The organism is Oscillibacter sp. KLE 1745, from assembly GCF_000469445.2.
GTDB classification, from domain to species: domain Bacteria; phylum Bacillota; class Clostridia; order Oscillospirales; family Oscillospiraceae; genus Oscillibacter; species Oscillibacter welbionis.
In genome coordinates, this window is the sequence record NZ_KI271703.1 from 46,104 (window position 1) to 70,954 (window position 24,851).

Consider the following 24,851-nt stretch of genomic DNA (forward strand, 5'->3'; position numbering starts at 1 on the left):
GGCATCCTCCCTCACAGTTCCGCAAAGGCCCGCAGCAGCCGCAGTCCCGTGTCCCCGGATTTCTCCGGGTGGAACTGGGTGCCGTAGACGTTTCCCCGGCGCACCACACCGGTGACATCCACATTGCCGTACCGGGACGCGGCCAGAGTGCCGGCGGCGCAGTCCCGGGCATAGAAGCTGTGGACGTAATACACATACTCTCCGTCCCGGACGTGGCGGAACAGGGGGTCATCTTTCAAAATCTGCAAGCTGTTCCAGCCCATGTGGGGGACCTTCAGCGTCTTGTCCGTCAGGTCCCGGCGGAGGTCCACTACTTGGCCGGGCACCAGCCCCAGGCCGGGGTGCTCCCCGTACTCAAAGCTCTTGTCAAACAGCAGCTGCATCCCCAGGCAGATGCCCAGGAGAGGCTTCTTCTCCGCCTCCTCCTGAATCACCGGCACCAAGCCGGTGGCATCCAGCTTGGCGCGGGCGTCCCCAAAGGCGCCCACGCCGGGCAGGATGATCCGGTCTGCCGCCCGGAGGCGGCCGGCGTCGCCGGTGACCTCCGCCTCCAGGTCCAGGGCCCTCAGGCTGGAGAGCAGGGAGAACAAGTTCCCCACGCCGTAGTCTACAATTGCAATCATTTACAGCACACCCTTCGTGCTGGGAATTTCATCCCGGTGTTTTTCGTCCGGGGCCACAGCCATCTTCAAGGCCCGGCCCGCGCCCTTGAACACGGCCTCCAGAATGTGGTGAGTGTTCTCCCCGGCCATCTGCCGGATGTGGAGGGACATGGGGCACGCCCGGACGAAGGCCAGGAAGAACTCCTTGCCCAGCTCCGTATCGAAGTCCCCCACCCTTTGGGCGGGCAGGTCCACGGACCAGCCCAGATAGTCCCGGCCGGAAAGGTCGCAGGCCACCAGCACCAGCGTCTCGTCCATGGGCAGGAGGAACTGGCCGTAGCGCGTGATACCCCGCTTGTCCCCCAGAGCCTCTGCAAAGGCCCGGCCCAGGCAGATGCCGATGTCCTCCACGCTGTGGTGGCCGTCCACCTGAGTGTCCCCCTGGCAGCGGATGGTCAGGTCAAAATCCCCATGCCGGGCGAACAGCTCCAGCATGTGGTCCAGGAACCCCACGCCGGTGGCGATGTCCGCCTTCCCAGTGCCGTCCAGGTTTAAAGAGAGCTGGATCCGGGTCTCCCGGGTGTCCCGCCTGATATCAGCAGTGCGCATCTCTCCGCCTCCTTACAGCTCTTCCAGGATGGCCGTCAGCTCCTCCACCAGGGTCTCCATCTGCTCCATGGATCCGATGGTAATGCGGATATAGTCCCGGATCCGGTCCGCGTCGAACCAGCGGACCAGGACGCCGTTCTCCTTCAGCTTCCGGTACAGGGTCTCGCCGGGAAGCTGGCTGTGGCGGGCAAAGACGAAGTTGGCCTGGGAGGGCAGGACAGTGAAGCCCAAATTCTCCAGCTCTCCCACGGTCCAGGCCCGGGTCTGCCGGATGGCAGCGGTGCAGGCGGCGAAGTACGCCTCGTCCGCCACAGCAGCGGCCCCTGCCGCGATGGACAGCCGGTTTACATTGTAGGGATGGAAGCTGTATTTCACCCGGTTCAGGTCCGCGATCAACTCCGGGCTGCCCAATGCGTAGCCCACCCGACCGCCGGCCAGGGACCGGCTCTTGGACATAGTCTGGGTCACCAGCAGGTTGTCATAACGGTAGATCATGGGCACGCAGCTCTCGGCGCCGAAGTCCACATACGCCTCGTCCACGATCACCACTCGGTCTGGGTTCGCCTCCAGCAGCCGCTGGATGTCGTTCCGGGGCACGGCAATACCGGTGGGGGCATTGGGGTTGGCGATGACAATGGTGCCGGGGAAATCCATATAGTCGTCCACATGTAAGGTGAAGTCCTCCCGCAGGGGGATTATCTTCACATCCAGATCGAACAGGGCAGCCTGGGACTTATAGAACCCATAGGTAACATCCGCAAAGGCCACGGGTTGCCCCGCTCCGCAGAAGGCCCGGAAGGCAAAGGCCAGCACCTCGTCAGAGCCGTTGCCCGCCAGCACGTTCTTGGCTTTCAGCTCATAGCGCCTGGCGATGGCCTCCGTCAGCGCGGCACAGGTGGGGTCGGAGTACAGGTTCAGTTTCAGGATCTCCGCCCGGTTGATGGCCTTGAGAACCTTGGGCGACGGGGGGAAGGGGCTCTCATTGGTGTTCAGCTTTACATACTGCTGATCCTGGGGCTGCTCGCCGGGGGTGTAGGGGGCAAGGCGCTCCGCCTCCTGGGAAATCCAGCGGCTCATGGGATCACTCTCCTTTCTCTTCCGTGCGGGACAGGGCAGACCGGGCGTGGCCGTGGAGGCCCTCCCGCTCTGCAAAGTCCGCGATCCGGGGGGCGGCGTCTGCCAGCGCCTCCCGGGTGTAGTAGATGAACTGGGTCTTCTTCACAAAGTCGTCTACGCTGAGGGGACTGGAAAACCGGGCCGTACCGCTGGTGGGCAGGGTGTGGTTGGGACCCGCGAAATAGTCCCCCAGCGCCTCTGGCGTGTGGCGGCCCAGAAAAACGCTGCCGGCGTTTTTGACCAGGGGCAGCAGGGCAAAGGGATCGTCCACGCACAACTCCAGATGCTCCGGAGCGATGCGGTTGGCGGCCTCCATTGCCGCGGCCAGGTCCTTTGTCACCAGGATCTTACCGTTGGCCTCCAAGGACTTTTGAGCGATATCTCGCCGGGGCAGGTCCGTCAGCTGGCGCTCCACCTCGTTTTGGACGGCCTCCGCCAGGGGGCGGCTGTCCGTCACCAGCACGGCGGCGGCGTGGGCGTCGTGCTCCGCCTGGCTCAACAGGTCCGCCGCCACCCAGGCGGGGTCGCTCTTCCCGTCCGCCACCACCAGGATCTCACTGGGGCCGGCGATCATGTCGATGTCCACCTGTCCGAACACCTTCCGCTTGGCGGCAGCCACAAAGACGCCGCCGGGACCCACGATCTTGTCCACCTGGGGGACTGTCTCCGTGCCGTAGGCCAGGGCCGCCACCGCCTGGGCGCCGCCGATCTTGAACACCCGGTCCGCCCCGGCGATTTTTACCGCTGCCAGAGCTTCTGCAGAGATGGCGCCGTTTTGGTTCGGCGGCGTCACCACCGCGATCTCTTTTACCCCGGCGATCCTGGCAGGGATGACGTTCATCAAAATGGTGGAGGGAAAAGCCACCGGGCTGCCGGGTACGCAGATGCCCACCCGCTCGACAGGCGTGTATCGCTGGCCCAGCACCACGCCGGGCCGGTCCGTCAGGCAGAAGTCCCGGTGGACCTGTGCCTCATGGAAGTGCCGGATATTGTCCGCCGCCTGCCGCAGCGTCTCCCGGAAATTCCCGTCCACACGGTCCCAGGCGGCGCGCAGCTCCTCCGCCGTCACCTCAAACCGCTCCAGATCTGCGCCGTCGAACCGGCGGGTGTATTCCCGCAGGGCCTCATCCCCCCGGGTGCGGACGTCCGCCAGAATGGCGGCCACCGCCGCATCCACGTCCTCCTCCGCCTGGGGGGGCCGGTCAAAGAGGGGCAGGTCCTCCAGGCGGTCCGCCTCATAGATGGGAATCATGCCTCCGTCACCTCCTTCAGCCTGCCCAGAAGCGCCTCGATCTCCTGGTGCTTGAACTGGTAGCTGGCCCGGTTGGCGATGAAGCGGGCCGAGATGGGCATGAACTCCGTCAGCACCTTCAGATCGTTCTCCCGCAGGGTGGTGCCCGTCTCCACGATGTCCACAATCACATCGGAGAGGCCCAGGATGGGGGCCAGCTCAATGGAGCCGTTCAGCTGGATGATGTCGATGTCCCGGCCCTGGGCGGCGTAGTACCGCTTGGCGATATTCCCGAATTTGGTGGCCACCCGCAGGGCCCGGCTCTGGTCCTCGGTAAAGTCTTTCGGCCCGGCCACGCACATCCGGCACCTGCCCAGGCCCGTGTCCAGCAGCTCATACACATCCGCGCCGGACTCCGCCAGGATGTCCTTGCCCACGATGCCGATGTCCGCCGCGCCGTGCTCCACGTAGATGGCCACGTCGCTGGGCTTCACCAAGAAGTAGCGGATGCCCGCCTTTCGGTTCTCCACCACCAGCTTCCGGGTGTCGGCGTAGTTTTCCGGGCAGCCGTAGCCCACGCCCGCCAGCAGGTCGTAAACCTTGTCTCCCAGGCGGCCCTTGGGCAGGGCCACGTTCAGCATCACCAGGCCAGCCGGCTCCGCCGCCGCGTCGGACAGCCGGTCCAGCTCGTCTAAGTACAGCGCAAAGCCGATGGCCCGGGCGCCGGGGCGGAACTGCTCCGCCAGGGGGTCATACTGCCCGCCCCGGAGCACTGCCCGGGGCGCTCCCGCCAGATATCCCTGGAGCACCAAGCCGTTGTAATACTCCATATCGTTCACCAGGGAGAAGTCCAGCTTCCAGTGGTCCGTCTGCCCCTGGTCCTCCAGCGCCCGACACAGGCCCCGCAGCTCTTCCAGCGCCGCCCCCATGGCGGCGTTCAGGGCCAGCACCTCCGCGGCAGCAAGAACCTCCTGCCAGGGCCCTGCCAGAGTCCCCAGGCGGCAGAGTGCGTCCGTCCCCTGGCGGGAGAGGCCCGCGGCCTCAGCGGCTTTGCGCAGCTCATGGACGTTTTTGTCCCGGATACAGGTGAGGAGCCTGGGCCGCACAGCCTCCTGGGCGCCCACCGCGTCAAAGAGGCCGGTGACGAAGCCCATGTGGCTGATCTCCAGCACGAAGTCCCGCCCGGTCAGGGCCAGGCTCCGCAGGGCCAGGGACACCACCTGGGCCGCAGCGGCATCATCCACGGCACCGATGCACTCCAGGCCCATCTGACTGATCTCCCGGAAGGTATGGCTCTCCTGGCTGGGGCGGTAGACGTTTTCCTGATAGTAGTACCGGCCGCAGCCGCCGGGCCCCACCTGGGCATTCTTGGCGATGGAGAGGGTCACGTCCGGCTTCAGCGCCAGCAGCCGCCCGTCCAGGTCCGTAAAGGTGATGACCTGCTCGCTGGAAAGAAAACGGCGGTTCTCCTGATAGAGACCGTATTCCTCGAACCGACCCATGTGGTATTTGCGGAAGCCCTCCTGTTCATACAGCAGCCGCAGCTGCAGCGATGCCCGCTCCTGGGGCCGCAGGACGTTCAGATCCAGTTCCATGGGGACTCTCCTCCCGGCGGACTATCAGCCCGCGTTGATTTCAGCATTTATTTTACTTTATTTTATTAGCAAAGTAAAGCGGTAATTCGGTAGTAAGGAAAATTCTATGCTTTTAACAAATTCAACTTCGCACAAAATAGAAGTTAACGTGATTTTACACCCAGGATGGTGTTTTTGCAATCTCCCTTTCCCCTGTTCCCGCCCTGACATTTCCAGCCCTAAAAATGAAATTTTCTTCATAGATAGAGGATTTCCGACAAATGCTCCTTTTATCATTTAAAGAAAACCCATGATTCTATGGAGTATGGCAATGAAAAGAAGTACCCCTCTGACCCGCAACATCGGCGCGAAAGTGAAATACTACCGGAAGCTCCGCGGCCTTTCCCAGAAGCAGCTGGCCGCCCAGCTGCAGACCAACGGCTGCGATATCACGGAGACCATGCTGGGCCACATCGAGACGGGCTACCGCTCCACTTCCATTTTTGAGATCGACAAGCTGGCCGAGGCGTTGAAAGTGGACTACAACGCCCTGTTTGCCCAGGATTAACGGCACGGTACGGAGAGATCTCCGCGCCGTGCCGTTTTGCTTCCGGTCATCCGTTGTCCAGGGCCACGGTGTAGGTGAAGGAGAGGCGGTTGCCCTCCTCCACCGGCTGCCAGCCCATGCCTTGGAAGTAACAAAATCCTGTCTGCTCCACCTCTGCCGTGATGATTACCCCCGGCTGATGAAGGGTGAAGCCCCGCTCCCAGTCCGCCTCCTCCTGCTCCCGCAGCTGGGCCTGCCGGGAGAGAGACCAGAAAGGCGCCTCCCTGCGCCCCCAGACCAGGGCCGTCACGATTTGGGGCACATAGCTGTCAGGTGTTTCCACCCACATAGCTGTGGTATTTTGGAAGGTTCCGGACATGGTGACCGCTGTGACATGGCCGTCCTCCACCGTGTAGTGGAACGCCTTGGCATCGTCCCAGGGGTTCACATCCATCAGGTCTTCCAGGGAGATGATCTGGCTGCCATCCTCCGGCTTTTCCTGCCACTGGCCGTCTTCATCCAGATAGGCCCTGCCGCCAAAGTCCAGATATTCCGCCTGGCGGTTGTAGTTCTCCGCGAACTCCGCCACAGTCAGATCCCCTCTGTTGGGCGGCAGCTGGGACCAGCTGTTGACAGCCTCTCCCACTATCAGCACCAGGAGTACCGTCAGGATCAGCGATGCGGCGTATCGGAGCCGGAAGGGCTTTGCGGTGTAGGCCACCCCGTCGTCCCAGGGCTGGGGCTCCTCTTTCCAGCACCGCCAAGCAGATCGGAGGATCATCACAAGAGACAGTATGGGGATATAAAAGCCCAATCCCATCCATAGCATCATGAGATAGCGGGTCACGCCCTCGCTGTATGGGAGGTTTTTTCCATCCATTCCAGCCAGCCGCATCCCCAACAGGGCCTTGCCCGGCGTGGTGCCCCAGAGATGCAGGGACAGAGGTTCCAAAACACCCAGCAGGACCACCCCCGCGAAACTGATAGCCAGTGCGGCCCGAGTCGGGTTATACCCCAGCAGGCATAGTCCCGCCACCAGCAGCATCCGCACCAGCATCTCATCGAACATTCGGGCGAACAGCCGCCGGGAGGCGCTGCACACCGTAGGCAGCCGGTCCGTCTCCGGCAGGGCCGAAGCAGATGCCTTCTCCCACCAGGGGCCGCCCTCCCCCGGCAGGGCCGGGGCGTCCAGGTCCGCCAGGTACCTCCCCGGGTCCAGGCCGGTGAATGTGGTGCCGGTCCGCCGCAGGTCGCCGCAGACCCGCTCCACCCGGCCCAGGGCGGCCTGTTCGCCGCCCACCTCCGCCAGTCGCCGGTCCAGCACGGCAGAAAGTTCCGCCCTGCCGTCCCGCAAGGCCCGAAGCGCCTCGATGGTTACTCCCAGCCGCCGCAGCAGCTTGATCTTCTCCAGGGTCCGCAGGTCCTCCTCGCTGTAATCCCGGTAGCCGTTACCGGACCGGGCGGGGGCCAGCAGCCCCTCCGCCTCGTAGTAGCGGATATTGGCCCGGGGCACGCCGGACCGGGCCTCCATCTCCTTGCTGGTCAATGATACCGCCTCCTTTGGCCTCAGGATAAAGTATCAAGGGACTTGACAGTCAAGCCTTTTTCGCAAAAAAGCCGCCCGCCGCCGGAGATTTCCCGGCTGGACATTCCCCTTTGCCTCTGCTATGATGGTATCATCTTCGCCGGGGCTCTGCAAGACCACCGGCAGATCAATAAAAAGGAGAGACTGCCATGTTCACCCCATCCGACAAGTGCCCCCGTCGGGATGCCTGCGTCCAGAACGGCAAGGGCCTCATCCACATGAAGGACCTGACGGACAAGGAGGGCCTCTATAACCACGGCCGCCTGTTCGCCCACGTCACCGTGGACCCAGGCTGCTCCATCGGCGACCACCCCCACGACCATGAGACCGAGTTTTACTACATCATCAAGGGCGAGGGCGTGTTCAACGACAATGGCAAGGAGATCGTGGTCCGCCCCGGCGACATCTGCGCCACCGGCTACGGCGAGGTCCACGGCCTGGAGAACCGGGGCACGGAACCCGTGGAGCTGATTGCTTTAATCGTGGGAGAATAAAACCGGATCCAAGCGGCCCCTGGGGCCGCTTTTTCCTGCCCTGAAAAAAACTTTCCCCTCCCTGAAAGTTTTTTCCCCGCCGGATCGTATCCTGGGTGAGAGCGCTCCAAAGGAGTTGAGATACATGGACGATATGGAACAGGCGGAGCGGCTGGCCAACACATACGCCGACGCGATCCTCCGCCTCAGTTACACCTATCTGAAAAACACCCACGATGCCCAGGATATCTGCCAGACGGTCTTCGTGAAGCTGCTGATGGAGCCCCGGGAGTTTAAGAGCCCGGAGCACGAGCGGGCCTACATCCTGCGGATGGCGGCCAACGCCTGCAAGGACCTGCTGAAAAGCCCCTGGCGGCAGCGGTCCCAATCCCTGGACGTCGGACTGGAGGTCCCCGCCCCCCAGGCGGGCGACGGGTCTGTGCTGGAGGCGGTAAATCAGCTGCCGCCCCACTACCGGGCCGTCATTTACCTGTTCTATTACGAGGGTTACCAGGCTGCCGAGATCGGTCAAATCCTGGGCATCCCCACCGCAACCGTCCACACCCGGCTGGCCCGGGGACGGGCGAAGCTGAAAGAACTTTTGGGAGGATATGGCTATGAACAGCTCGTTTGAATATCAGGAGTCCCTGAACAGCCTGCACTTTACAGAGGAGGAAAAGGCCGCCATCGCCCGCCGGGCCGCTGAGGCGGCGCGGAAGCAGACCCGGCCCGCTCGCCGCCCCGTCCGCCGGATAGCCCTGATCGCCGCTGCGGCGGTGCTGGTGCTGGCAGTGGGCACCGCCGGCGCCACCGGCATCCTGCGGTCCGCTGCGGAGGTCTTCTCTCCCCTCTTTGGCGGGGCACCCGCTCAGACGGAGATCATCGACAAGATCGGCTATCCCGTGGGCGCCAGCGACACGGACAACGGCGTCACCGTCACCGCCGACGCCGTCATGGGCGATGCGTATAATGCCGTTATCGTCTACACCATCAGTCGGGACGACGGTACCCGCCTGCTGCCGGAGGACATCACAGGCGAAATGCTGCTGGTCCACGGCAACGGCACGGACCTGAGCATTCTGGGCGGAAGCCACGGCAGCAGCTATTTTGTGGTGGAGGATCCCGCAGCCAGCTCCATCCAGATGGTGGAGACGGTCAGCGCCGACAAGCCCATCAACGACTGCACCGCCACCGGTGTGTTCGAGAACCTCTACAAGTGGGACGAGGAGGCCGGCGAGGCCGTACCCATCATCGAGGGCAAGTGGAGGCTCAAGTTTGAGATGACCTACGAGGACAGCTCCGTCACCCTGAGCGGCGGCGAGACCTTCACCCAGGACGGCATGACCTTCACCATCGACTCCATCACCCTCTCTCCCGTGGCCTACAAGGTGGACTACACCGTGGACAGCGCGGTGGTGTGGAGCAACTCCGGCAGCGGCCGGCAAAGCGAAGAGGACCGCCTCACCACACAGCGGTACTTCGAAAACGTGGAAATCCTGCTGACCCTCACCGACGGCACGGTGATCGACCTGTCCAACGCCGGCGGCAGCATCGGCCCGGAGGATGGCGTCACTGTCTGCTCCAAGGGCGAGGTGTTCTCTGAGGTCCTCCCCATGGAGGACATGGCCTCCATCTCTGTGGGCGGCGTGGTGTACGATCTGACAGCGGAGTGAGCTGAGGCATTCCCAGGCAGGCCGAACCGTTCCGGAAGCAGCGCAGAGAACTGTGCGGCCGCCTCTATCGGACGGCTCTCAGACGAAGGGGCCCGCACTGCTCTAAATTAAAACTTTGCCTGTCCTGTCAAAACGTTTTTTGCAGAAGAAGGACCCGCCGGGGCACACGCCCCAGCGGGTCCTTATCTTTTGCAGTTCCGGTTACTGGGGCGCCACGTGCTCCGGCTTTACCAGATCCGCCAGCAGCTCCTTCGCCCGCTCCACGTCCTCCGGCTTCACGGAGATGTAGTAGGTCAGCCGGTCGATCTTCCCGTTGGGGCCGAAGTCCCGGTGGTCCAGCTTGGCGCCGCAGCCGCACGCCGGCGCCTCCGTCTCATAGAAACCGGTCTCCATGACCTTGATGCCAGCATCCTTCAGCCGCTGCCGGGCTTCCTTCCACCGGGGTTTGTCGCCCCAGACCTCATAGGCCTTCTCACGCTTTCCGAACAGCGCCATACGTCAGCCCTCCAGGGACTTCCAGGCAGTCTCCAGGGCGATCTCCATCATCTCGTGGAAGGAGTCCTGCCGCTCCTGGGCGGAGAGGGACTCCCCGGTAAAGATGTGGTCGGAGATGGTCAGCAGGGACAGCGCCCGCTTCCCCAGCCGCTGGGCCGTCCAGTAGAGGCCAGCCGTCTCCATCTCCAGCGCCAGGATGCCGAACTTCCGGTACATGGCCCCGGCGTCGGAGTTGTCGTTGTAGAACTGGTCCGCCGTGAACACCTGACCCACATCTGCCCGGACGCCCATGGCCTCCGCCGTCTCCACCGCGTCCCGGAGGAGCCGGAAGTCGGCGGTGGCGCACAGCTGGCCGGGGAACCGGTACTGGTCGGCGAAGTGGGAGTTGGTAGAGGCCCCCAGGGCGATGACCACATCCCGGACCTTCACATCATCCCCGATGCCGCCGGCGGAGCCGATGCGGATGATGGTATCCACACCGAAGAATTGGTACAGCTCATAGCTGTAAATACCCATAGAGGGCACGCCCATACCGTGGCCCATGACGGAGATGCGCTTGCCCTTGTAGGTGCCGGTGTAGCCCAGCATGTTCCGGACGGTGTTGAAGCACACCACCTCCTCCAGATAGTGGTCCGCCACGTACTTGGCCCGCAGGGGGTCGCCGGGCATCAGCACAGCTTTTGCAATCTGGCTCTCTTCCGCCGCGATAGAGGCGGATGGGGATTCCTTAACGGCCATTTTTGATTCCTCCTTGTAATGTAGATGTCAGATATTCCATTTTGTTGTCACTTCTTGTCGTCAAACAGCGCCTTCAGGCTCTTGGTATAAGGCGGGCGGCAGATGCCCTTCTCCGTGACGATGCCGGCGATCAGCTCATGGTCCGTCACATCGAAGGCGGGGTTGTAGCACTTCACCTCGGGCAGAGCCATGGGCTTTTCGTACCACATGGTCTTGATCTCCTCGCCGTCCCGCTCCTCGATGGGGATGTGGTCCCCGTCGGGGCAGGCCATATCAATCGTGGAGGTGGGGCCCAGCACGTAGACGGGAATGCCGTAGTGCTTAGCCAGAATCGCCACGCCGGAGGTGCCGATCTTGTTGGCGGTGTCGCCGTTGGCGGCCACCCGGTCGCAGCCCACGAAGCAGGCCTGGACCCAGCCGTTCTTCATGACAATGGAGGCCATGTTGTCGCAGATCAGCGTCACGTCCACCCCGGCCCGCTGGAGCTCATAGCTGGTGAGCCGGGCGCCCTGGAGCAGGGGGCGGGTCTCGTCGGCGAATACCCGGATGTGCATCCCTCGCTCCGCCGCCAGCAGGAAGGGGCCCTGGGCCGTGCCGTATCGGGAGGTGGCAAGGGGCCCGGCATTACAGTGTGTCAGGACGCCGTCGCCCTCCTTCAGCAGACTCAGACCGTATTCGGAGATGGCCCTGCATTTGGCGATGTCCTCCTCATGGATGGCTACTGCCCGCTCGTACAAAGCGTCCAGCATTTGGCCCCGGGTATCGTGGACATGCTCCAAGGCGGTGCGCATCATCTCCCGGATGGCCCAGCCCAGATTCACCGCCGTGGGACGGGCCGCGTCCAGCTGCTGGCCATAGTCGCTGAGGCGCTTCAAAAACGTGGGACGGTCCTCGGTCCGGATGGACTTGGCCAGCACATACATGCAGTAGGCGGCGCAGATGCCGATGGCCGGGGCCCCCCGCACCCGCAGGGCCCGGATGGCCTCCACCATCTCGTCAATGGTCTGGAGGCGGATCTCCTTCTCCTCCCCCGGCAGCAGGGTCTGGTCGATGATGTAAAGGGCCTCCGCCTTCCGGTCGTAGCGGATGTTCTGGGCATGGGTTACCGCAGTGATATCTGGCATGGTGGTTCTTCCTTTCCAAACGGCGGCCGCCCCTCCGGTCTCCCGGGGCAGCGCCTTCGTGTTCTCCCGTCCAGTGTATCGCAATTTCCCCGCCGACGCAAGGGGGGAGGTCCGCAGCTCCCTTTTCAAGCTCCGTTGTGATGGCCTGAACTCCGTCTTTCACCAACCGACCTTGTGAAAAATGGGTCTGTATGATAAAATAGGGGTGTTTCCAGTGAGCCTGTGTATCAGGAGGGATTGTATGCGCCAGCCCCAAACGATCTGGTCCTTATGTGCTTTTATATTTGGGTTGATGGGAATCATTTTTGTTTTCCTCGGGATGCTCTTTTATATCACAGACATCCCTGTGAATGGCGGCTGCAATTGGTTTTTTATCCCAATCGGGGCGATCCTTTTATTGGGCAGTATTGTCTGTTTGGCGAGGTGCGGTCTGCAGGAGCAGCGCAGAAAGCACCTAAAAACAAACGGCATTTCAGTGGTCGGAAAAATTCAATCCGTTCGACATCTAGTTTGGATCAACTGGAACACAAAGACATTTGTAAACTGGCCCGGGCAATGCTCTCCGTGGGTCGTTCAATGCTCCTACTGTTATGGCGGACGGACTTATACAGTCAAAAGCCTCTTGTCATGGATAAAGCCGGCTACTGATTTTCAGCAGCCCGTTATTTATCTTGATCCACGCAATCCAGTACATGCCTATGTGGATATGGATACAATCAAGTGGGAACTTTCATCTTTTTGAGCGCAATCACAAGCCGATCATATCTACAGGCCTCTCTGTTGATTTCACCAAATGAAGCGATTGCATACGATTCGCCAAGGGCTACCGCAGCAAAACAGCAGGGCGGCGGGAATGCTCCCGCCGCCCTGTGTATCTGTCACACGCGGAGGATCCAGCCGTCCTTCCGGGGCTTGGGGGCGGGCAGGTCCCCCTCCACATACCCCAGGATGCAGTTGCCCACACCACGGTAGGTCTCCGGCAGCCCCCACTTCTTCAGCAGTTCCTTGCCCTCCGGTCGGTCAAAAAGCTCCATGGCCCGGTTGATCCAGCAGGAGCCCAGTCCCAAAGCCGCGGCAGCGGTCATCAGGTTTCCCATCACCAGGGAGCCGTCCTGCAGCCAGTTCAGCTTCTCTCCGTCCCCCAGAACCACCACCACGGTGGGGGCACCGTAGAAGGGATCCGTGCCGGGATTGCCCTGGATCTCCGCGTTCAGCTTGGACATCCAGGCAATGGTCTCCGGGTCCTGGACCACCACCATGACAGAGGTCTGGAGTCCCTTGGCGGAAGGCGCCCAGGTGCCCGCCTCCAGAATGGCGTTCAGCTCCTCGTCCCTGATCTGCTCCGCCTTGTACTTGCGGACGCTCCGGCGCTCCTTCAAAACCTTCAATGTCTCGTTCATGTTCGCAGCTTCCTTTCTATCGTTATGTTGCTTTGAAAATCAAATGGCTCCGGGTTCCAGCACCTGCCCCATAATCTCCCGGCACTTTTGGTACATCAGGATGGTGTCGCGCAGGCCAGGACGCACAGGTCCGCCGCTTCCCCGGCCCGGACCATCTCCACAGTTTTCTCCGGGCCGTAATAGGTGTGCTCCAGATCCACGGTCAAGAACCGGAACCCGGCGTAGCCCGCGGCCTCCACAAACTCCGGTGCAGCGGACTGGATGAAGGTCCCCAGAAAAGGCCGCCCCTCCGCCAGCAGAGCGGAAAATGCAACGTGCATGGCCGTGCCCCTTTCTCATCTATTATAGCACATCCCCCCGGAATTCCCAACGTTTTTTCACATCAGGTATCGCCCCTTTGCGGATTCCGGAGGTGACAGCTGTCCCGTGACGTGCTATACTGATAAAAATATTGCGCTTTGGCAGGACTTTTTCCCAACTGTTCCAAATTAAGGAGTGATTTTGACCATGCCCCAGCCTCTTTCTGAACGCACCGCCAGTTTCACCGATTCCGTGATCCGGCGGATGACCCGCGTCTCCCTGAAGTACGGCGCGGTGAACCTGTCCCAGGGCTTCCCCGACTTCGAGCCGCCCCAGGCGATCCTGGAACGGCTGGCCCAGGTGGCCCGGGAGGGCCCCCATCAGTACTCCGTCACCTGGGGGGCCCAGAACTTCCGAGAGGCCCTGGCCCGCAAGCAGTCCCGCTATATGGGCCGCACCATCGACCCGGACAAGGAAATCGTGGCCACCTGCGGCTCCACCGAGGCTATGATGTGCGCCATGATGACCGCGGCCAACCCCGGGGACAAGGTCATCGTCTTCTCCCCCTTCTATGAGAACTATGGGGCAGACACCATCCTCTCCGGGGCGGAGCCCATCTATGTGCCACTGCACCCGCCCGCCTTCACCTTCGACGTGGACGAGCTGGAGGCTGCCTTCCGCCAACGTCCCAAGGCCCTGGTGCTGTGCAACCCCTCCAACCCCTGCGGCCGGGTCTTCACCCGGGAGGAGCTGCTGACCATTGCGGAGATGGCCACCAGATACGACACCTACGTCATCACCGATGAGGTGTATGAGCACATCGTCTACGCCCCCCACCGGCACACCTACTTCGCCACCCTGCCGGGGATGTGGAACCGGACGCTGTCCTGCTCCTCCCTGTCCAAGACCTACTCCATCACCGGCTGGCGGCTGGGATACATCATCGCGCCGGAGGAGATCATCGACCGGGCCAAGAAGGTCCACGACTTTCTGACGGTGGGCTGCGCCGCGCCGCTGCAGGAGGCGGTAATCCCCGGCCTGGAGTTCGGCCAGGACTACTATGACGACCTGCTGGCCAAGTACACCCACAAGAAGGACCTGTTTCTCAAGGGGCTGGATGACCTGCACATCTCCCACAATGACCCGGAGGGCGCCTACTACGTGCTGCTGGACATCAGAGAGTACGGCTATGAGAGCGATCTGCAGTTCTGCAAGAACCTGGCCCGGGAGGTGGGCGTGGGGGCCGTGCCCGGCTCCAGCTTCTTCCGGGAGCCGGTGAACCACCTGATCCGCCTCCACTTCGCCAAGAATGACGACACCCTCAACGAGGCCCTGAACCGGCTGGAGAAGATCCAGAAGCTGAAAAAATAATCCCCCTCGGGCCCGTCCGGAAAACCCGGACGGGCCCTTTTTCGTCTAAAGACAGAAGAGGTTCTCTTCCCTCCGCCCCAGTCCGCGCATATCCCTTTTTCTCCCCGCATAGGATGGAGCAACAAGAGGCGGGGAGTGTTGTGTTTTGAAGGGTAACATGGAGGAGCGGGCCGAACGGCTGGCTCAGTACATCATCGAAAACCGGACCACGGTCCGCGCCGCCGCACAGAAATTCGGCATCAGCAAATCCACAGTGCACAAGGACATCTCCGAACGGCTGCCCCAGTTCAATCGGGTGCTGTACCAGCAGGTGAAGGAAGTCCTGGAGGTGAACAAGGCCCAGCGACACATCCGCGGCGGCATCGCCACCCGGAAAAAGTACCGCGGGGAATAAAATGCGCATAGACTAGTCTTAGAAAGCTCGCAACGGAGGAATCGATATGGCAAAGCAATCCCGCTGCCGCCGCGTGGCCCGGTCCACACCGGAGCCCCCGGTCGCCGCAGTGCCGGCCACCCCGGAGCCTCCCGTCCGCCGCTGGCCTCACCCGGTGGAGGGCGTGGAGCCCATCCAGGACCTGGATCCGGCACTCCATTACATACGATGCGCCCTCTCCTATCAGAACCAATTGCTGGCTGACATCAAGACTCTCTTGCAGCAGCTGGTTCCGGAGGAGACCCGGGAAGATGCGGAGAATTCCTGAAAAATGGCGTGCCGCGCTCCGGCACGCCATTTTCCTCTTGTGTTTTTCCGCTTCCCGTTTTATAATGTTGCAACGAGTATTATGTAAATCTTCTCACCCAGTTTTTCCAAAGAAACCCCCGCGGCACCGCCGCGGCTGTAAGGAGCGTTTTGAATATGGCAAAGAGAACCCGCCGGAGACGGCGCAGCTGGAGCAGACTGCTGCTTCTCGTGGTCTTTGTGGCCGCCGCACTGTATGCCGGCTACTTCTGTCTCTTCCGTCCCCCTGAGGTCCCCGCCGAAACCACCCGGCCCGACGAAGCGGAGGAGGTCTCCGCCGAAGACACCGCCCAGGACGCAGAAGTCCTGGCCCAGGCGGCCCATCTGGAGCGCAAGCCCTATTTCTACACCATTCTGGTGTCCGGCGTGGATGACCACAATGGCGGCAGCGACACCAATATCCTGGTGGCCGTGGATGCGGAGAACGACTACATCTATGGTGTCAGCATCCCCCGGGACACCAAGGCCGTCATCAATGGAAAGAACCACAAGATCAACTTCGCCTATAACTCCGGCGGGACCGCTCTGCTGGCCGAGACCATCTCCCAGCAGCTGGGCATCCCAGTGGATTTTACGGTAACCGTGGATCTGGACGGCTTCGCCGCGCTGGTGAATGCCATCGGCGGCGTGGACTTTGAAGTCCCCATCAGCATGAATTACGACGATCCTTACCAGGACCTGCACATCCACTTCTCCGCCGGGATGCAGCATCTCTCCGGTGCGGAGGCGCTGAAGGTGGTCCGCTTCCGCCACAATAATGACGGCTCCGGCTACGGCAGCGAGGACATCGGCCGGATGCAGACCCAGCAGAACTTCCTAAAAGCCGTGGCTCAACAGACGCTGACGCTCTCCAACGTGGACAAGGTGGGGGAGTTCGCCAAGATCTTCCAGCAGTATGTGGACACGGACCTGTCTCTTGGGAACCTGGCCTGGCTGGGGAAGGAGGCCATCAGCATGGGTGTGGATAAGATCTCCTTCTCCACTCTGCCCAACGAGTGGCGCTCCCCCTACATCTATCTGGACCCGGACGCCACTCTGGAGCTGGTCAACCAGTACCTGAATCCCTATGTGGAGGACCGGACCATGGAGGATTTGGACATCCCCTCCTGAAAAGGCCCCTGTCCGCGTTTTGTTCCATCAGGCAGAAATCCTGAATTCGATCTTCCATTTTGTATAAGGAGGTGCCGTCATGAAGAAACGGGTCCCCGCGCTGGTGCTGGCACTGGCGCTTGCTCTTACTGTCCCCGCCTGGGCCGCCCAGGACACCCCGGACAATTTTGTCCGCAGCAAAACCTACGCCGGCCAGTTCTCCGACCTGACACCGGAGTCCACGTTCTACGACAATGTGGCGGCGCTGTATGCGTATGGTCTCTCCGTAGGCAAGGCCGACGGCACTTTCGGCCTGCGAGACCAGCTGACCGTTGGGCAGGTGGTGATTTTCGCCGGCCGCATCCGCAGTCTGTACCGCACCGGAGACGCGGAGGCAGGTCCAGGCGCCTACGCCGCCGAGAATGAGGCCGCGGCCCTCCGGTACCTGCGTTATCTCCAGGCGGAGGGTGTCATCGGCACGGAGCTGGACAAGTCCCTCTCCACCCCCGCCACCCGGGCCCAGGTGGCCCATGTGCTGGCAAACACCCTTCCGGAGGAGGCCCTGCCGCCCGTTCACGCGGACCTGGTAACTCAGGCTTACGCCAGCCGCCAGTTCATCACCGACGTGACCGAGTACACCCCCTATTACCAGGACATCCTGACCCTCTACCGCACCGGCGTGTCCGTAGGCAGCGACGCCGCTGGCTCCTTCCTGCCGGACCAGCCCATCACCCGGGGCGCGGCCGCCGCCATGCTGACCCGCATGGTGGATCCAAGCCTACGGGCAACGCCGGACTGGGACCTGGGAAAGGAGTCCTGGAGCGCCCAGGGCGCTGCCATGGGAGATCTGGTGCCCTTGGGGACGTATATCGCCGCTCCCGCCACTGCGGCGGAGATAGATGAAAGCGTCCGCTACATGCTGGCATCCAACCAGAACACGCTGGTCCTGCAGTACCCCAGTCTCTCCGTAACCTCCGCCCGACGGGTGATGGAGGCAGCCCTGGCAGCTGTGAAAACCTATTGTGAGCAGTGCTACAACACGGTCAACTGCACCTATTCTGCGGACGGGTCCATCACCCTCACCTTCTCCGCCGCCAGCGCGGGAGATCAGATCCTGACTTACCGCGACGCGGCCATGGAGGCGGCCATTGCCGTCCATGATGCCCTATGGGAGAGCGGAGAGATCACCACCTCCATGTCCGACTATGAGAAGGCCCAGGTCTACTTCACCTGGATCTGCGACAACTGCGTCTATGATTACACCGCCGGGGACAGCTCCCTGAGCCATATTGCATACAGCCTGTTTGAAAACGGCACCGCCGTGTGCGACGGGTACACCGGCGCCTACAACCTGCTGCTGAAGCTGGAGGGCATCGACTGCACAGCCCTCTCCAACAACTCCCACATCTGGACCGTGGCCACCTTGGACGGCACAGACTACCACATCGACACCACCTGGGGCGACAGCGGCCCCGCCCCCAATTACGACTACTTCGCCATGACTGCCGAAGAGTCCTGGCAGCACCACAGCTGGTAAGCTGTTGAAAAGCGCCCCCGGCTTTTGCCGGGGGCGCTTTTTTCTCTTCAGGGGCTGCCGACTTTCAAAGATGATGGTCCCGCAGCAGCCGCTTGGCCTGCTCCCACAGCTCGTCGCTGACAGTCTGGACCACCACGACCTTCTGCACCAGCTCCGGCAGGGCAGCCGTCAGCTCATGCTCGATCAGCGTCTCGTTGGTCAGGTCCGCGGAGGGGCACCCGGCACACTGGCCCAGCAGCTTGATATACAGCACGCCGTCCTCCAGGTGGTCGATCTCCAGCTCACCCCCGTGGGCCCGGAGAGACGGGCGCACCTTCTCGTCCAGCACGGCTTCGATCTGCTTCCACTCTTCCCTCATGTGTTTTCCTCCTGTTCTGCCGCCTTGGCGGCGGCAATCTCCTCCCGGATGCGGTGGCGGGTGCTGTCAAACAGCAGCTCCCGGTTGTGGCGGAAATAGGCGTCACAGCCAAACTGCTCCACGAACCAGGAGGTGTCGTACCCGGCAGTGATCTCCGTGACGAAGATCACCAGATCCTGGCTGTCGCCGAAGGTGGCCTCCAGGAAACGGAAGGCGTTGTCGAACATGGCCTTCGTCTCCATGGCCATGGCCTTCCGCCGCTCCACCTCTTCACCGAACCAGCCCCGGACGGCGTCCATAGCCCCTTCCGGGCCCACGGCCTCCCGGTCCAGCCGCTGGCGGTAGTCCTCCAGGGCGTTGATCTCCCGCTGCTTGAGGTCCCGGGACTCCTTGTCCAACTGGCCGGCCTCTTTGGCCTGCTTCATGGCAGTGCGCCGCTTCCACAGCAGCTGGTCCAGCACCGTCAGCGGCGGCGCGTCCGCGATCTTCTCCCGAAACTCTGTCAGGGAGGTGTGGAGGGCGTCGGTCAGGGCGTCCTGGCAGCGGGTGTTCCGGGCTTCCTCGCTGAGCCGGGACAGCACCAGCCCCATGACGGAGAGCTTCTCATCAAAGGGCGCCTCCCGCAGCTCCAGCACGGTGATGTTCTCCCAGGTGCCGCTGAGGATCCCCTCCACGTGGTAGGTCTTTTGATACTTGTAGAACATCTCCAGGTAATTGGCGAAGTCCTTGGCAATGCGGGGCATCTGGATGTACTGCCCCACCACCTCCCGGTCCGCCCGGATGCCCAGGGTCTCATAAGCGTACAGCAGTTCGCTGAGATCCTCCCAGCCCCGGGCGGTGGCAAACTGGAGGCCGTCTGCCGTGTTCTCGATGCGGTAGAAGTTGTCCTTCTTGATGTCCAGGTAGGAGAGGATGGCCCCGTGGAGGTTCTTCCGGCGGGCGTACTCCTTCCACACGCCGTAGTCCTCCTCCACGTCGATGCGCTTCACCCGGTCCAGGGTCACCACGTCGAAGTCCCGGACGGACTTGTTGTACTCCGGCGGGTTGCCCGCCGCCACGATCAGCCACCCCTCGGGAAGGGCCTGGTTGCCGAAAGTCTTGCACTGGAGGAACTGGAGCATCATGGGGGCCAGGGTCTCGCTGACGCAGTTGATCTCGTCCAGGAAGAGGATGCCCTCCTGCAGTCCGGTCCGCTCCATCAGCCGGTAAACGGAGGAGAGGATCTCGCTCATGGTGTACTCGGTGACGGAGACCTCCTCCCCGCCATAAGTCCGCTTTTCGATGAAGGGCAGGCCGATGGCGCTCTGTCGGGTGTGGTGGGTGATGGTGTAGGCCACCAGGCCCACGCCGGTCTCGGCGGCGATCTGCTCCATGATCTGGGTCTTGCCCACGCCCGGCGGGCCCATCAGCAGCACCGGCCGCTGGCGCACTGTGGGGATCAGGTAGTTCCCCAGCTGGTCCTTGGCCAGATACGCCTTCAAGGTATTGGTGATCTCCTGCTTTGCCTGTTTGATGTTCATATCGTTAGCTCCTTACAGTTGGGGAAGTTCGTCCAAATCGATCAGGTCCAGCCCGGCGGCTTTGGCCTCCTCCGCTGCCTCCCGGGCGGCCTGTTCCAGGGCCGGGGTGGGCACCACCAGCCGGATGGCCCAGGGGGGCATCTTTACGGACAGGGGCGGCTCCTCCAGCAGCACGAAGGCCGTGTCATAGGGCGGCCGCTTCCGGGGATAGACGCCCATGCCGTCGGTGAAGTACACCAGCCCCCGAAGGGAGGTGAAGGCCCCCTCTACCTGGAGCTCCGCCACGTGTTCAAACACCGGCCGGAAGTCCGTGGCGCTGCCGCCCATCAGAGAGAAGTTCTCCATATAGGCTTTCAATTCCTCCAGGTCGCGGATGGGGGTGTCGGACCGGACCTGGTCGTCGCACTGGAGAATGCGGATGTTCACCTTCCGAGTGAAGGTCTCCGTGCTGCGGAGGATGGCGTAGGTGCAGGCCAGAAACTGCCGCACCAGCTCGCCGGAGGTGGACATAGAGGTGTCCACGGCGATGACGAAGTCCTCGATCCGCTTCTCCTCCTTCGTCTCCGGCGGCTCCACCAGCGGCATGTTGCCGTAGAGCTGGAGGCCATAAGTGTAGAAGATGTAGTCGAAGGCATCTCCGTCTACCGCCATCACCTCCCGGGGTACGGCGAACCTCCGGAGGAAGGTCCGGTAGTCCACGTCGTCCCGGTTGGCCACCTGGATCTGCTCCAGCACCGCCTCGCCGCCGGTGGCCTTGCCGGCCAGCACCGTCTCCAGTCCTGTCTGGGTCTTTTCGGAGACGCCCTGCCACTTCTGCTCCCGCTGCTTCTGCTGCTCCTGGTCCTGCTGGTCCGGATCCCACAGGCCATGATCGTCCACCAGAAAGGTCCGCTGGAGCCGGGCCAGCTCGTACTCCGGCAGGTCCAGCCGCAGGAGATGGCGGTAGATACCCTCTGCCGTCAGCACCGGCATCTCTGCCCGGCACTCGCCGTAGAACTTCTGCTTGGCGGGGACGAAGCCCCCGGCCAGACAGGGGTAGTCCAGCTCGTCCAGGATGCTCTCCACCGCGACGTCGCAGGCCAGGTCCCAAAGCTCCGGCGCTCTGCCCCGCTTCTTCCACAGGTGCCGCAGCATACAGTGGAGCAGCACGTGGAGATAGGCCCGGTCCACCGCCGTCCGGGACCGGAGATACCGCTCCGAGAGGAAGCTGCCGTCGTAGTACAGCGTCTCCCCGTCGGTGGCCAGGGACAGCGTCACACCGCCGCCGGGCTGGAAGTCCAGGCTGCACAGCGCCACATCCAGATAGGGCAGATTTAGATACAGTTCATTCCGGGCCGTCTGCAAAATCTCCAGTCCGATGGCCGTCAGGTCCTTGGCCGCCATGGTGCGCCTCCTTCCCTGCTATAAGTCAAAAGTCTTGTCCAGCCCCCGGGGGGCCGCATCCCGCTGCTGTTCCAGCAGCAGGGCCAGGGCCTCGGAGACCCCGCTCTCCCTCGCCAGGGCGCAGGCGGCGGACAGGGCCTCCCGGTCCGGCTCCGCCGTCCTCAGCAGAAACGCCAGCCCCGGCATGTCCCGCTCTCCCACCAGCCAGACTGCCGCCTCTCCGGCGTGGGCCCGGAGGTAGGACAGGTACTGCCCCTCCGCCCGGGGCGTCAGCTCCACCGGGTAGCGCAGCCGCCAGAAGGCCAGCCGCACCGCGCAGTCCTCATCGTGCTCCATGCCCAGAAAACCGCTCCACAGCTCGTCATACGTCCGCAGGTCCAGCCGCTTCCGGCGGAAGGAGTGGTGATAGGGATATCCGGCGCCGAAGATGTTGTAATCAAAGTGATGGGCCGGACAGTTCTCCTCATAGACCTCCCGGTACTCCGGAAAGAGCAAACGGAACACGGTGCCGTCCGTCTCCTCCACGGTGACGTCCAGCTCCCAGGGCAGTTCGTCGGCAAACCAGGCCAGGGTGTCCCCCTGCTCCCCCACCCGGGTCAGATGGAAGGCTGCCAGCCGTCTGCAGTTCATCAGCACCCCGCCGCCCCACTGACCGATGCCGTCGTGAAGCCGCAGGGTCCGCAGGCCGCCGCAGTTCATCAGGGCGTAATCCCCCACCCGCTCCAGGGACCGGGGCAGGGTCAGGTCCTCCAGGTCCCGGTTGCTCCAGGTCCCCGGGTCCGTCCCGGCGCCGCAGGTCACCAGCAGGTCCTCCCCCTCCGCGGAAGCGGCGGTGGGCGAGAGGGCGTGGTCCCCCAGGGCCGTCACCGGCAGGCCGTATAACGTCTCCGGCAGGCGGGCCCGGGCGTCGCAGGTGGCCGCCCGCAGGATGGTGATCCCCGCCGCCTCCCGGCGAATGGTTAGCTTCCAGTTTCCGCTGCCGGGGATGGTCTCCACGGCGCTCACCTCCTTTTCTCCGGACAAGCCGTCAGTCTCAGCTTTAGTAGTGTATCACATTTTCTGTTGCGAGCCTAGCCCCAAGGACCAGAAAAATTTTTGCGGGATCCAGCATTTCCCTCTTGACAATCCGTGCATACTGTATATACTGTAAATGTACAGTACGAACAGGAGTGACTTCCATGGAACTCATCATCCGCAATACCACCAACCAACCCATCTACGATCAGATCTACTCCCAGATCAAAGCCCAGATCATTGCCGGGAAGCTCTCCCCCGGAGAGGCGCTGCCCTCCATCCGAGCCCTGGCCAAGGACCTGCGGATCTCCGTCATCACCACCAAGCGGGCCTACGACGAGCTGGAGGCCGACGGCTTCCTCTACACCGTGGCCGGCAAGGGCTGCTTTGTGGCGGAAAAGAATCTGGACCTGATCCGGGAGCAGAAGCTGAAGGAGCTGGAGGACCACCTGGACGCCGCCGTGGAGCTGGCCGCCCAGTGCGGCGTCTCGGCACCGGAGCTGATGGAAATGCTCCGCATCCTGCTGAAAGAGGAGGAACCTCACGTATGAACGCCATTGAATTGAGCCATGTGACGAAACACTTTCCCGGCTTTACCTTACAGGACCTGTCCCTCACCGTGCCCAGCGGCACCATCTGCGGCCTGGTGGGAGAGAATGGCGCCGGCAAGTCCACCACCATCCGCCTGCTGATGGGGGCTCTGCGGCCGGACAGCGGCCGATGCACCGTCCTGGGGGCGGATTCCGCCGCGCCGGAGTTTCTCTCCCTGAAAGAGGACATCGGCGTGGTGCTGGACGAGGCCTATTTCCCAGAGAGTCTGAATGCCCTTCAGGTGGGAGGCGTCATGGCCAAGACCTACCGCCGTTGGGACGGAAAGCAGTACCAGAATTACCTCACCCGCTTCGGCCTGCCGGAGAAAAAGCCCTTCAAGGACTTCTCCCGTGGCATGAAGATGAAGCTGGCCATCGCCGTGGCCCTGAGCCACAGCCCCAGGCTGCTGGTGCTGGACGAGGCCACTGCCGGCCTGGACCCCATCGTCCGGGACGAGGTGCTGGAGATCTTCAACGAGTTCACCCGGGAGGAGGACCACTCCATCCTGATCTCCTCCCACATTTTGAGCGACCTGGAAAAGCTGTGCGACTATATCGCCTTCCTCCACCAGGGGCAGCTGCTGTTCTGCGACGAGAAGGATCGGCTGCTGGAGGAGTATGGCATCTTCGTGGGCACGGCAGATCAAGTGAACAGCCTTCAGGACGGGGCCGTGGTAGCCCGGGAGAACAGCAGCTTCGGCGGCGTCCGGTGCCTGGTGAAGCGGGCGCTGGTGCCTGCGGGCTGGGCGCTGGAGCGGCCCACGGTGGAGGATATCGTCCTGTTTTTGGTGAAAGGAGCGAAGGAGCAATGAGTGCCCTGCTTTTGAAAGACTACTACGTGATCTTCCGGCAGATGAAGATCTTCCTGCTGTTAATTCTGGTGTTCTCCTGCATCCCCGGCACGTTTTACAGCACCTTTGCCGTGGTGTATGCCTCTATGCTGCCCTACACCGCCCTGGCCTATGACGAGCGGAGCCGCTGGGACCAGATGGCTGCCATGATGCCGTATTCCGCCCGGGACGTGGTGCTGAGCAAGTATCTCTTCGGCTGGATCGCCGTGGCCGTCTCGGCGGCGGCCACCTTTGTCCTTCAGACCATCCTGTCGGTCATCTGGCTCAGCGATGTGGAGGGTCCCTCCATCCCCGTCATCCTGCTGTCCGTGTGCGTGGCCGTGTGCATCCTGGACATCACCCTGCCCATGATGTTCCGGTTCGGCGTAGAAAAGGGGCGGCTGGCGATGTTCCTCATCATCTTTCTGGTGTGCGCCAGCGCCGGAGGCATCGCCACCATTGAGCAGTCCTCCCTGGACGGCGGCTTCTATCTGTCCCTCTCCCTGGTTCCCGCCGCCATCGCCGCCGTGGTGCTGAGCGTGGTGTCCATCCCTCTCGCCATCCGGTTTTACGGCCGCCGGAGCCGGTGAGCGGTATGGAGGATACACCGAAAACGCTCCGCCCGGCGCCGGCCCCGGCGGACCTGGCCGCGTTGCTGGCCCTGTGCGGGGCGGCCCTCCTGAATCGAAAGGAGCCGAAATGAAGAATTCGCACACCTGTCCCAAGTGCGGCAGCAGAGACATCGTCCGAATCCCCGACCACCCCAGCCGCTACGCCAGCGGCAGCAACATTTACACCACCCGGTACACCCTGCTGGGCAAGGTCCCGGTGATCCGCTACGTCTGCTGCGGCTGCGGGTATGTGGAGAATTGGGTGGAGTCCCCCATGGAGCTGGTCCAGATCCACCAGACCTACGGGGCTCCATGACTCTTCCAAAGGCCGGGCGCGGAGTT

Annotated in this window: 29 protein-coding genes; 14 read left to right on the forward strand and 15 right to left on the reverse strand. The window is 62.6% G+C overall.

The window, feature by feature from the left end; all coding sequences use genetic code 11:
• Positions 1–11: 11 nt before the first annotated feature.
• The 5 genes from hisH to hisG are packed head-to-tail and all read right to left on the reverse strand — an operon-like array spanning position 12 to position 5,153.
• Positions 12–623, reverse strand: a complete 612-nt coding sequence (gene hisH / locus HMPREF1546_RS05490) for an imidazole glycerol phosphate synthase subunit HisH (RefSeq protein WP_021748148.1) — start codon at positions 621–623, stop codon at positions 12–14.
• Positions 624–1,211 carry an imidazoleglycerol-phosphate dehydratase HisB gene (gene hisB, locus HMPREF1546_RS05495; RefSeq protein WP_021748149.1) on the reverse strand — a complete coding sequence of 196 codons (588 nt, stop codon included), beginning with the start codon at positions 1,209–1,211 and terminating at the stop codon, positions 624–626.
• 12 nt (positions 1,212–1,223) lie between these two features.
• Positions 1,224–2,288: a histidinol-phosphate transaminase gene (hisC, locus tag HMPREF1546_RS05500; protein ID WP_021748150.1), complete on the reverse strand. Its 1,065-nt coding sequence runs from the start codon at positions 2,286–2,288 to the stop codon at positions 1,224–1,226.
• 4 nt (positions 2,289–2,292) lie between these two features.
• Positions 2,293–3,579: a histidinol dehydrogenase gene (gene hisD, locus HMPREF1546_RS05505; protein ID WP_021751761.1), complete on the reverse strand. Its 1,287-nt coding sequence runs from the start codon at positions 3,577–3,579 to the stop codon at positions 2,293–2,295.
• The gene (gene hisG, locus HMPREF1546_RS05510) at positions 3,576–5,153 is read right to left on the reverse strand and encodes an ATP phosphoribosyltransferase (RefSeq protein WP_021748153.1); all 1,578 of its coding nucleotides are present in this window, start codon (positions 5,151–5,153) and stop codon (positions 3,576–3,578) included. The genes hisD and hisG overlap by 4 nt, the downstream gene beginning before the upstream one ends.
• A gap of 310 nt (positions 5,154–5,463) precedes the next feature.
• Between hisG and HMPREF1546_RS05515 the strand changes: the two genes are divergently transcribed.
• Positions 5,464–5,700 carry a helix-turn-helix domain-containing protein gene (locus tag HMPREF1546_RS05515; protein ID WP_025544054.1) on the forward strand — a complete coding sequence of 79 codons (237 nt, stop codon included), beginning with the start codon at positions 5,464–5,466 and terminating at the stop codon, positions 5,698–5,700.
• Positions 5,701–5,746: 46 nt separating this feature from the next.
• Here the strand turns inward: HMPREF1546_RS05515 and HMPREF1546_RS05520 are convergent, their stop codons facing one another.
• On the reverse strand, positions 5,747–7,225 hold the full coding sequence (locus HMPREF1546_RS05520; RefSeq protein ID WP_051319954.1) for a MerR family transcriptional regulator: 1,479 nt from the start codon (positions 7,223–7,225) through the stop codon (positions 5,747–5,749).
• 188 nt (positions 7,226–7,413) lie between these two features.
• Here HMPREF1546_RS05520 and HMPREF1546_RS05525 point away from each other — a divergent pair, with 188 nt between their 5' ends.
• From HMPREF1546_RS05525 to HMPREF1546_RS05535, 3 genes are all read left to right on the forward strand, one after another.
• A complete protein-coding gene (locus HMPREF1546_RS05525; RefSeq protein WP_021748157.1) occupies positions 7,414–7,758 on the forward strand; it encodes a cupin domain-containing protein in 345 nt (114 codons plus the stop codon).
• A gap of 124 nt (positions 7,759–7,882) precedes the next feature.
• Positions 7,883–8,371: an RNA polymerase sigma factor gene (locus HMPREF1546_RS05530; protein WP_021748158.1), complete on the forward strand. Its 489-nt coding sequence runs from the start codon at positions 7,883–7,885 to the stop codon at positions 8,369–8,371.
• On the forward strand, positions 8,355–9,410 hold the full coding sequence (locus tag HMPREF1546_RS05535; protein WP_036629676.1) for a DUF4179 domain-containing protein: 1,056 nt from the start codon (positions 8,355–8,357) through the stop codon (positions 9,408–9,410). Before HMPREF1546_RS05530 ends, HMPREF1546_RS05535 begins: the two co-directional genes overlap by 17 nt.
• 201 nt (positions 9,411–9,611) lie before the next feature.
• Here the strand turns inward: HMPREF1546_RS05535 and HMPREF1546_RS05540 are convergent, their stop codons facing one another.
• The 3 genes from HMPREF1546_RS05540 to mtnA are packed head-to-tail and all read right to left on the reverse strand — an operon-like array spanning position 9,612 to position 11,767.
• Positions 9,612–9,905 (reverse strand): hypothetical protein, encoded by a 294-nt coding sequence (locus HMPREF1546_RS05540; RefSeq protein ID WP_021748160.1) that lies wholly within the window; start codon positions 9,903–9,905, stop codon positions 9,612–9,614.
• Between the two features lie 3 nt (positions 9,906–9,908).
• Complete coding sequence (gene deoD / locus HMPREF1546_RS05545) at positions 9,909–10,643, reverse strand: purine-nucleoside phosphorylase (RefSeq protein ID WP_021748161.1); 735 nt, start codon at positions 10,641–10,643, stop codon at positions 9,909–9,911.
• Positions 10,644–10,690: 47 nt separating this feature from the next.
• Positions 10,691–11,767, reverse strand: a complete 1,077-nt coding sequence (gene mtnA / locus HMPREF1546_RS05550) for an S-methyl-5-thioribose-1-phosphate isomerase (protein WP_036629677.1) — start codon at positions 11,765–11,767, stop codon at positions 10,691–10,693.
• Between the two features lie 241 nt (positions 11,768–12,008).
• Between mtnA and HMPREF1546_RS05555 the strand changes: the two genes are divergently transcribed.
• Positions 12,009–12,509 (forward strand): hypothetical protein, encoded by a 501-nt coding sequence (locus HMPREF1546_RS05555; protein WP_025545173.1) that lies wholly within the window; start codon positions 12,009–12,011, stop codon positions 12,507–12,509.
• Positions 12,510–12,645: 136 nt separating this feature from the next.
• Here HMPREF1546_RS05555 and HMPREF1546_RS05560 read toward each other — a convergent pair whose 3' ends face one another.
• Positions 12,646–13,167, reverse strand: a complete 522-nt coding sequence (locus HMPREF1546_RS05560) for a nitroreductase family protein (protein ID WP_021748164.1) — start codon at positions 13,165–13,167, stop codon at positions 12,646–12,648.
• Between the two features lie 95 nt (positions 13,168–13,262).
• A complete protein-coding gene (locus tag HMPREF1546_RS05565; RefSeq protein WP_021748165.1) occupies positions 13,263–13,487 on the reverse strand; it encodes a hypothetical protein in 225 nt (74 codons plus the stop codon).
• A 187-nt stretch (positions 13,488–13,674) separates the two neighbouring features.
• On the opposite strand from HMPREF1546_RS05565, the gene HMPREF1546_RS05570 reads away from it, so the two are divergent.
• The 5 genes from HMPREF1546_RS05570 to HMPREF1546_RS05590 all read left to right on the forward strand — a co-directional run bounded on the left by HMPREF1546_RS05570 (position 13,675) and on the right by HMPREF1546_RS05590 (position 18,203).
• On the forward strand, positions 13,675–14,838 hold the full coding sequence (locus tag HMPREF1546_RS05570; protein ID WP_021748166.1) for a pyridoxal phosphate-dependent aminotransferase: 1,164 nt from the start codon (positions 13,675–13,677) through the stop codon (positions 14,836–14,838).
• 145 nt (positions 14,839–14,983) lie between these two features.
• Complete coding sequence (spoIIID, locus tag HMPREF1546_RS05575; RefSeq protein ID WP_025545171.1) at positions 14,984–15,232, forward strand: sporulation transcriptional regulator SpoIIID; 249 nt, start codon at positions 14,984–14,986, stop codon at positions 15,230–15,232.
• Between the two features lie 46 nt (positions 15,233–15,278).
• Positions 15,279–15,539, forward strand: a complete 261-nt coding sequence (locus HMPREF1546_RS05580; protein WP_021748168.1) for a hypothetical protein — start codon at positions 15,279–15,281, stop codon at positions 15,537–15,539.
• A gap of 155 nt (positions 15,540–15,694) precedes the next feature.
• On the forward strand, positions 15,695–16,687 hold the full coding sequence (locus HMPREF1546_RS05585) for an LCP family protein (RefSeq protein ID WP_021748169.1): 993 nt from the start codon (positions 15,695–15,697) through the stop codon (positions 16,685–16,687).
• Positions 16,688–16,766: 79 nt separating this feature from the next.
• A complete protein-coding gene (locus tag HMPREF1546_RS05590) occupies positions 16,767–18,203 on the forward strand; it encodes an S-layer homology domain-containing protein (protein WP_021748170.1) in 1,437 nt (478 codons plus the stop codon).
• 64 nt (positions 18,204–18,267) lie between these two features.
• On the opposite strand, the gene HMPREF1546_RS05595 is transcribed toward HMPREF1546_RS05590, so the two are convergent.
• Genes HMPREF1546_RS05595 through HMPREF1546_RS05610 form a run of 4 tightly spaced genes read right to left on the reverse strand, consistent with a single transcriptional unit; the run spans position 18,268 to position 22,460 of the window.
• Positions 18,268–18,561, reverse strand: coding sequence for a NifU family protein (locus HMPREF1546_RS05595; RefSeq protein ID WP_021748171.1), 294 nt, complete (start codon positions 18,559–18,561; stop codon positions 18,268–18,270).
• Positions 18,558–20,081, reverse strand: a complete 1,524-nt coding sequence (locus HMPREF1546_RS05600) for an ATP-binding protein (RefSeq protein WP_021748172.1) — start codon at positions 20,079–20,081, stop codon at positions 18,558–18,560. Before HMPREF1546_RS05600 ends, HMPREF1546_RS05595 begins: the two co-directional genes overlap by 4 nt.
• A 12-nt stretch (positions 20,082–20,093) precedes the next feature.
• Positions 20,094–21,464: a VWA-like domain-containing protein gene (locus HMPREF1546_RS05605; protein ID WP_021748173.1), complete on the reverse strand. Its 1,371-nt coding sequence runs from the start codon at positions 21,462–21,464 to the stop codon at positions 20,094–20,096.
• Positions 21,465–21,482: 18 nt separating this feature from the next.
• Complete coding sequence (locus HMPREF1546_RS05610) at positions 21,483–22,460, reverse strand: hypothetical protein (RefSeq protein WP_036629678.1); 978 nt, start codon at positions 22,458–22,460, stop codon at positions 21,483–21,485.
• A 182-nt stretch (positions 22,461–22,642) separates the two neighbouring features.
• Between HMPREF1546_RS05610 and HMPREF1546_RS05615 the strand changes: the two genes are divergently transcribed.
• The 4 genes from HMPREF1546_RS05615 to HMPREF1546_RS05630 all read left to right on the forward strand — a co-directional run bounded on the left by HMPREF1546_RS05615 (position 22,643) and on the right by HMPREF1546_RS05630 (position 24,825).
• Positions 22,643–23,029, forward strand: a complete 387-nt coding sequence (locus HMPREF1546_RS05615) for a GntR family transcriptional regulator (protein WP_021748176.1) — start codon at positions 22,643–22,645, stop codon at positions 23,027–23,029.
• Positions 23,026–23,880 (forward strand): ABC transporter ATP-binding protein, encoded by an 855-nt coding sequence (locus HMPREF1546_RS05620; protein WP_021748177.1) that lies wholly within the window; start codon positions 23,026–23,028, stop codon positions 23,878–23,880. Before HMPREF1546_RS05615 ends, HMPREF1546_RS05620 begins: the two co-directional genes overlap by 4 nt.
• Positions 23,877–24,488 (forward strand): ABC-2 transporter permease, encoded by a 612-nt coding sequence (locus HMPREF1546_RS05625; protein WP_021748178.1) that lies wholly within the window; start codon positions 23,877–23,879, stop codon positions 24,486–24,488. The genes HMPREF1546_RS05620 and HMPREF1546_RS05625 overlap by 4 nt, the downstream gene beginning before the upstream one ends.
• A gap of 109 nt (positions 24,489–24,597) precedes the next feature.
• Positions 24,598–24,825 carry a hypothetical protein gene (locus tag HMPREF1546_RS05630; RefSeq protein ID WP_021748179.1) on the forward strand — a complete coding sequence of 76 codons (228 nt, stop codon included), beginning with the start codon at positions 24,598–24,600 and terminating at the stop codon, positions 24,823–24,825.
• The last annotated feature ends 26 nt before the right edge of the window (positions 24,826–24,851 follow it).

Bases quoted from the DNA above. Each gene is read 5' to 3' on its own strand.
- HMPREF1546_RS05570 (WP_021748166.1), top strand. From the start codon at position 13,675: ATGCCCCAGCCTCTTTCTGAACGCACCGCCAGTTTCACCGATTCCGTG.
- HMPREF1546_RS05620 (WP_021748177.1), top strand. From the start codon at position 23,026: ATGAACGCCATTGAATTGAGCCATGTGACGAAACACTTTCCCGGCTTT.
- HMPREF1546_RS05515 (WP_025544054.1), top strand. From the start codon at position 5,464: ATGAAAAGAAGTACCCCTCTGACCCGCAACATCGGCGCGAAAGTGAAA.
- HMPREF1546_RS05555 (WP_025545173.1), top strand. From the start codon at position 12,009: ATGCGCCAGCCCCAAACGATCTGGTCCTTATGTGCTTTTATATTTGGG.
- HMPREF1546_RS05535 (WP_036629676.1), top strand. From the start codon at position 8,355: ATGAACAGCTCGTTTGAATATCAGGAGTCCCTGAACAGCCTGCACTTT.
- HMPREF1546_RS05540 (WP_021748160.1), bottom strand. From the start codon at position 9,905: ATGGCGCTGTTCGGAAAGCGTGAGAAGGCCTATGAGGTCTGGGGCGAC.
- HMPREF1546_RS05595 (WP_021748171.1), bottom strand. From the start codon at position 18,561: ATGAGGGAAGAGTGGAAGCAGATCGAAGCCGTGCTGGACGAGAAGGTG.
- HMPREF1546_RS05580 (WP_021748168.1), top strand. From the start codon at position 15,279: ATGGCAAAGCAATCCCGCTGCCGCCGCGTGGCCCGGTCCACACCGGAG.
- HMPREF1546_RS05630 (WP_021748179.1), top strand. From the start codon at position 24,598: ATGAAGAATTCGCACACCTGTCCCAAGTGCGGCAGCAGAGACATCGTC.
- HMPREF1546_RS05565 (WP_021748165.1), bottom strand. From the start codon at position 13,487: ATGCACGTTGCATTTTCCGCTCTGCTGGCGGAGGGGCGGCCTTTTCTG.
- hisB (WP_021748149.1), bottom strand. From the start codon at position 1,211: ATGCGCACTGCTGATATCAGGCGGGACACCCGGGAGACCCGGATCCAG.
- HMPREF1546_RS05585 (WP_021748169.1), top strand. From the start codon at position 15,695: ATGGCAAAGAGAACCCGCCGGAGACGGCGCAGCTGGAGCAGACTGCTG.
- hisH (WP_021748148.1), bottom strand. From the start codon at position 623: ATGATTGCAATTGTAGACTACGGCGTGGGGAACTTGTTCTCCCTGCTC.
- HMPREF1546_RS05525 (WP_021748157.1), top strand. From the start codon at position 7,414: ATGTTCACCCCATCCGACAAGTGCCCCCGTCGGGATGCCTGCGTCCAG.
- hisC (WP_021748150.1), bottom strand. From the start codon at position 2,288: ATGAGCCGCTGGATTTCCCAGGAGGCGGAGCGCCTTGCCCCCTACACC.
- hisD (WP_021751761.1), bottom strand. From the start codon at position 3,579: ATGATTCCCATCTATGAGGCGGACCGCCTGGAGGACCTGCCCCTCTTT.
- HMPREF1546_RS05530 (WP_021748158.1), top strand. From the start codon at position 7,883: ATGGACGATATGGAACAGGCGGAGCGGCTGGCCAACACATACGCCGAC.
- HMPREF1546_RS05560 (WP_021748164.1), bottom strand. From the start codon at position 13,167: ATGAACGAGACATTGAAGGTTTTGAAGGAGCGCCGGAGCGTCCGCAAG.
- HMPREF1546_RS05605 (WP_021748173.1), bottom strand. From the start codon at position 21,464: ATGGCGGCCAAGGACCTGACGGCCATCGGACTGGAGATTTTGCAGACG.
- HMPREF1546_RS05590 (WP_021748170.1), top strand. From the start codon at position 16,767: ATGAAGAAACGGGTCCCCGCGCTGGTGCTGGCACTGGCGCTTGCTCTT.
- hisG (WP_021748153.1), bottom strand. From the start codon at position 5,153: ATGGAACTGGATCTGAACGTCCTGCGGCCCCAGGAGCGGGCATCGCTG.
- HMPREF1546_RS05615 (WP_021748176.1), top strand. From the start codon at position 22,643: ATGGAACTCATCATCCGCAATACCACCAACCAACCCATCTACGATCAG.
- HMPREF1546_RS05625 (WP_021748178.1), top strand. From the start codon at position 23,877: ATGAGTGCCCTGCTTTTGAAAGACTACTACGTGATCTTCCGGCAGATG.
- HMPREF1546_RS05600 (WP_021748172.1), bottom strand. From the start codon at position 20,081: ATGAACATCAAACAGGCAAAGCAGGAGATCACCAATACCTTGAAGGCG.
- mtnA (WP_036629677.1), bottom strand. From the start codon at position 11,767: ATGCCAGATATCACTGCGGTAACCCATGCCCAGAACATCCGCTACGAC.
- deoD (WP_021748161.1), bottom strand. From the start codon at position 10,643: ATGGCCGTTAAGGAATCCCCATCCGCCTCTATCGCGGCGGAAGAGAGC.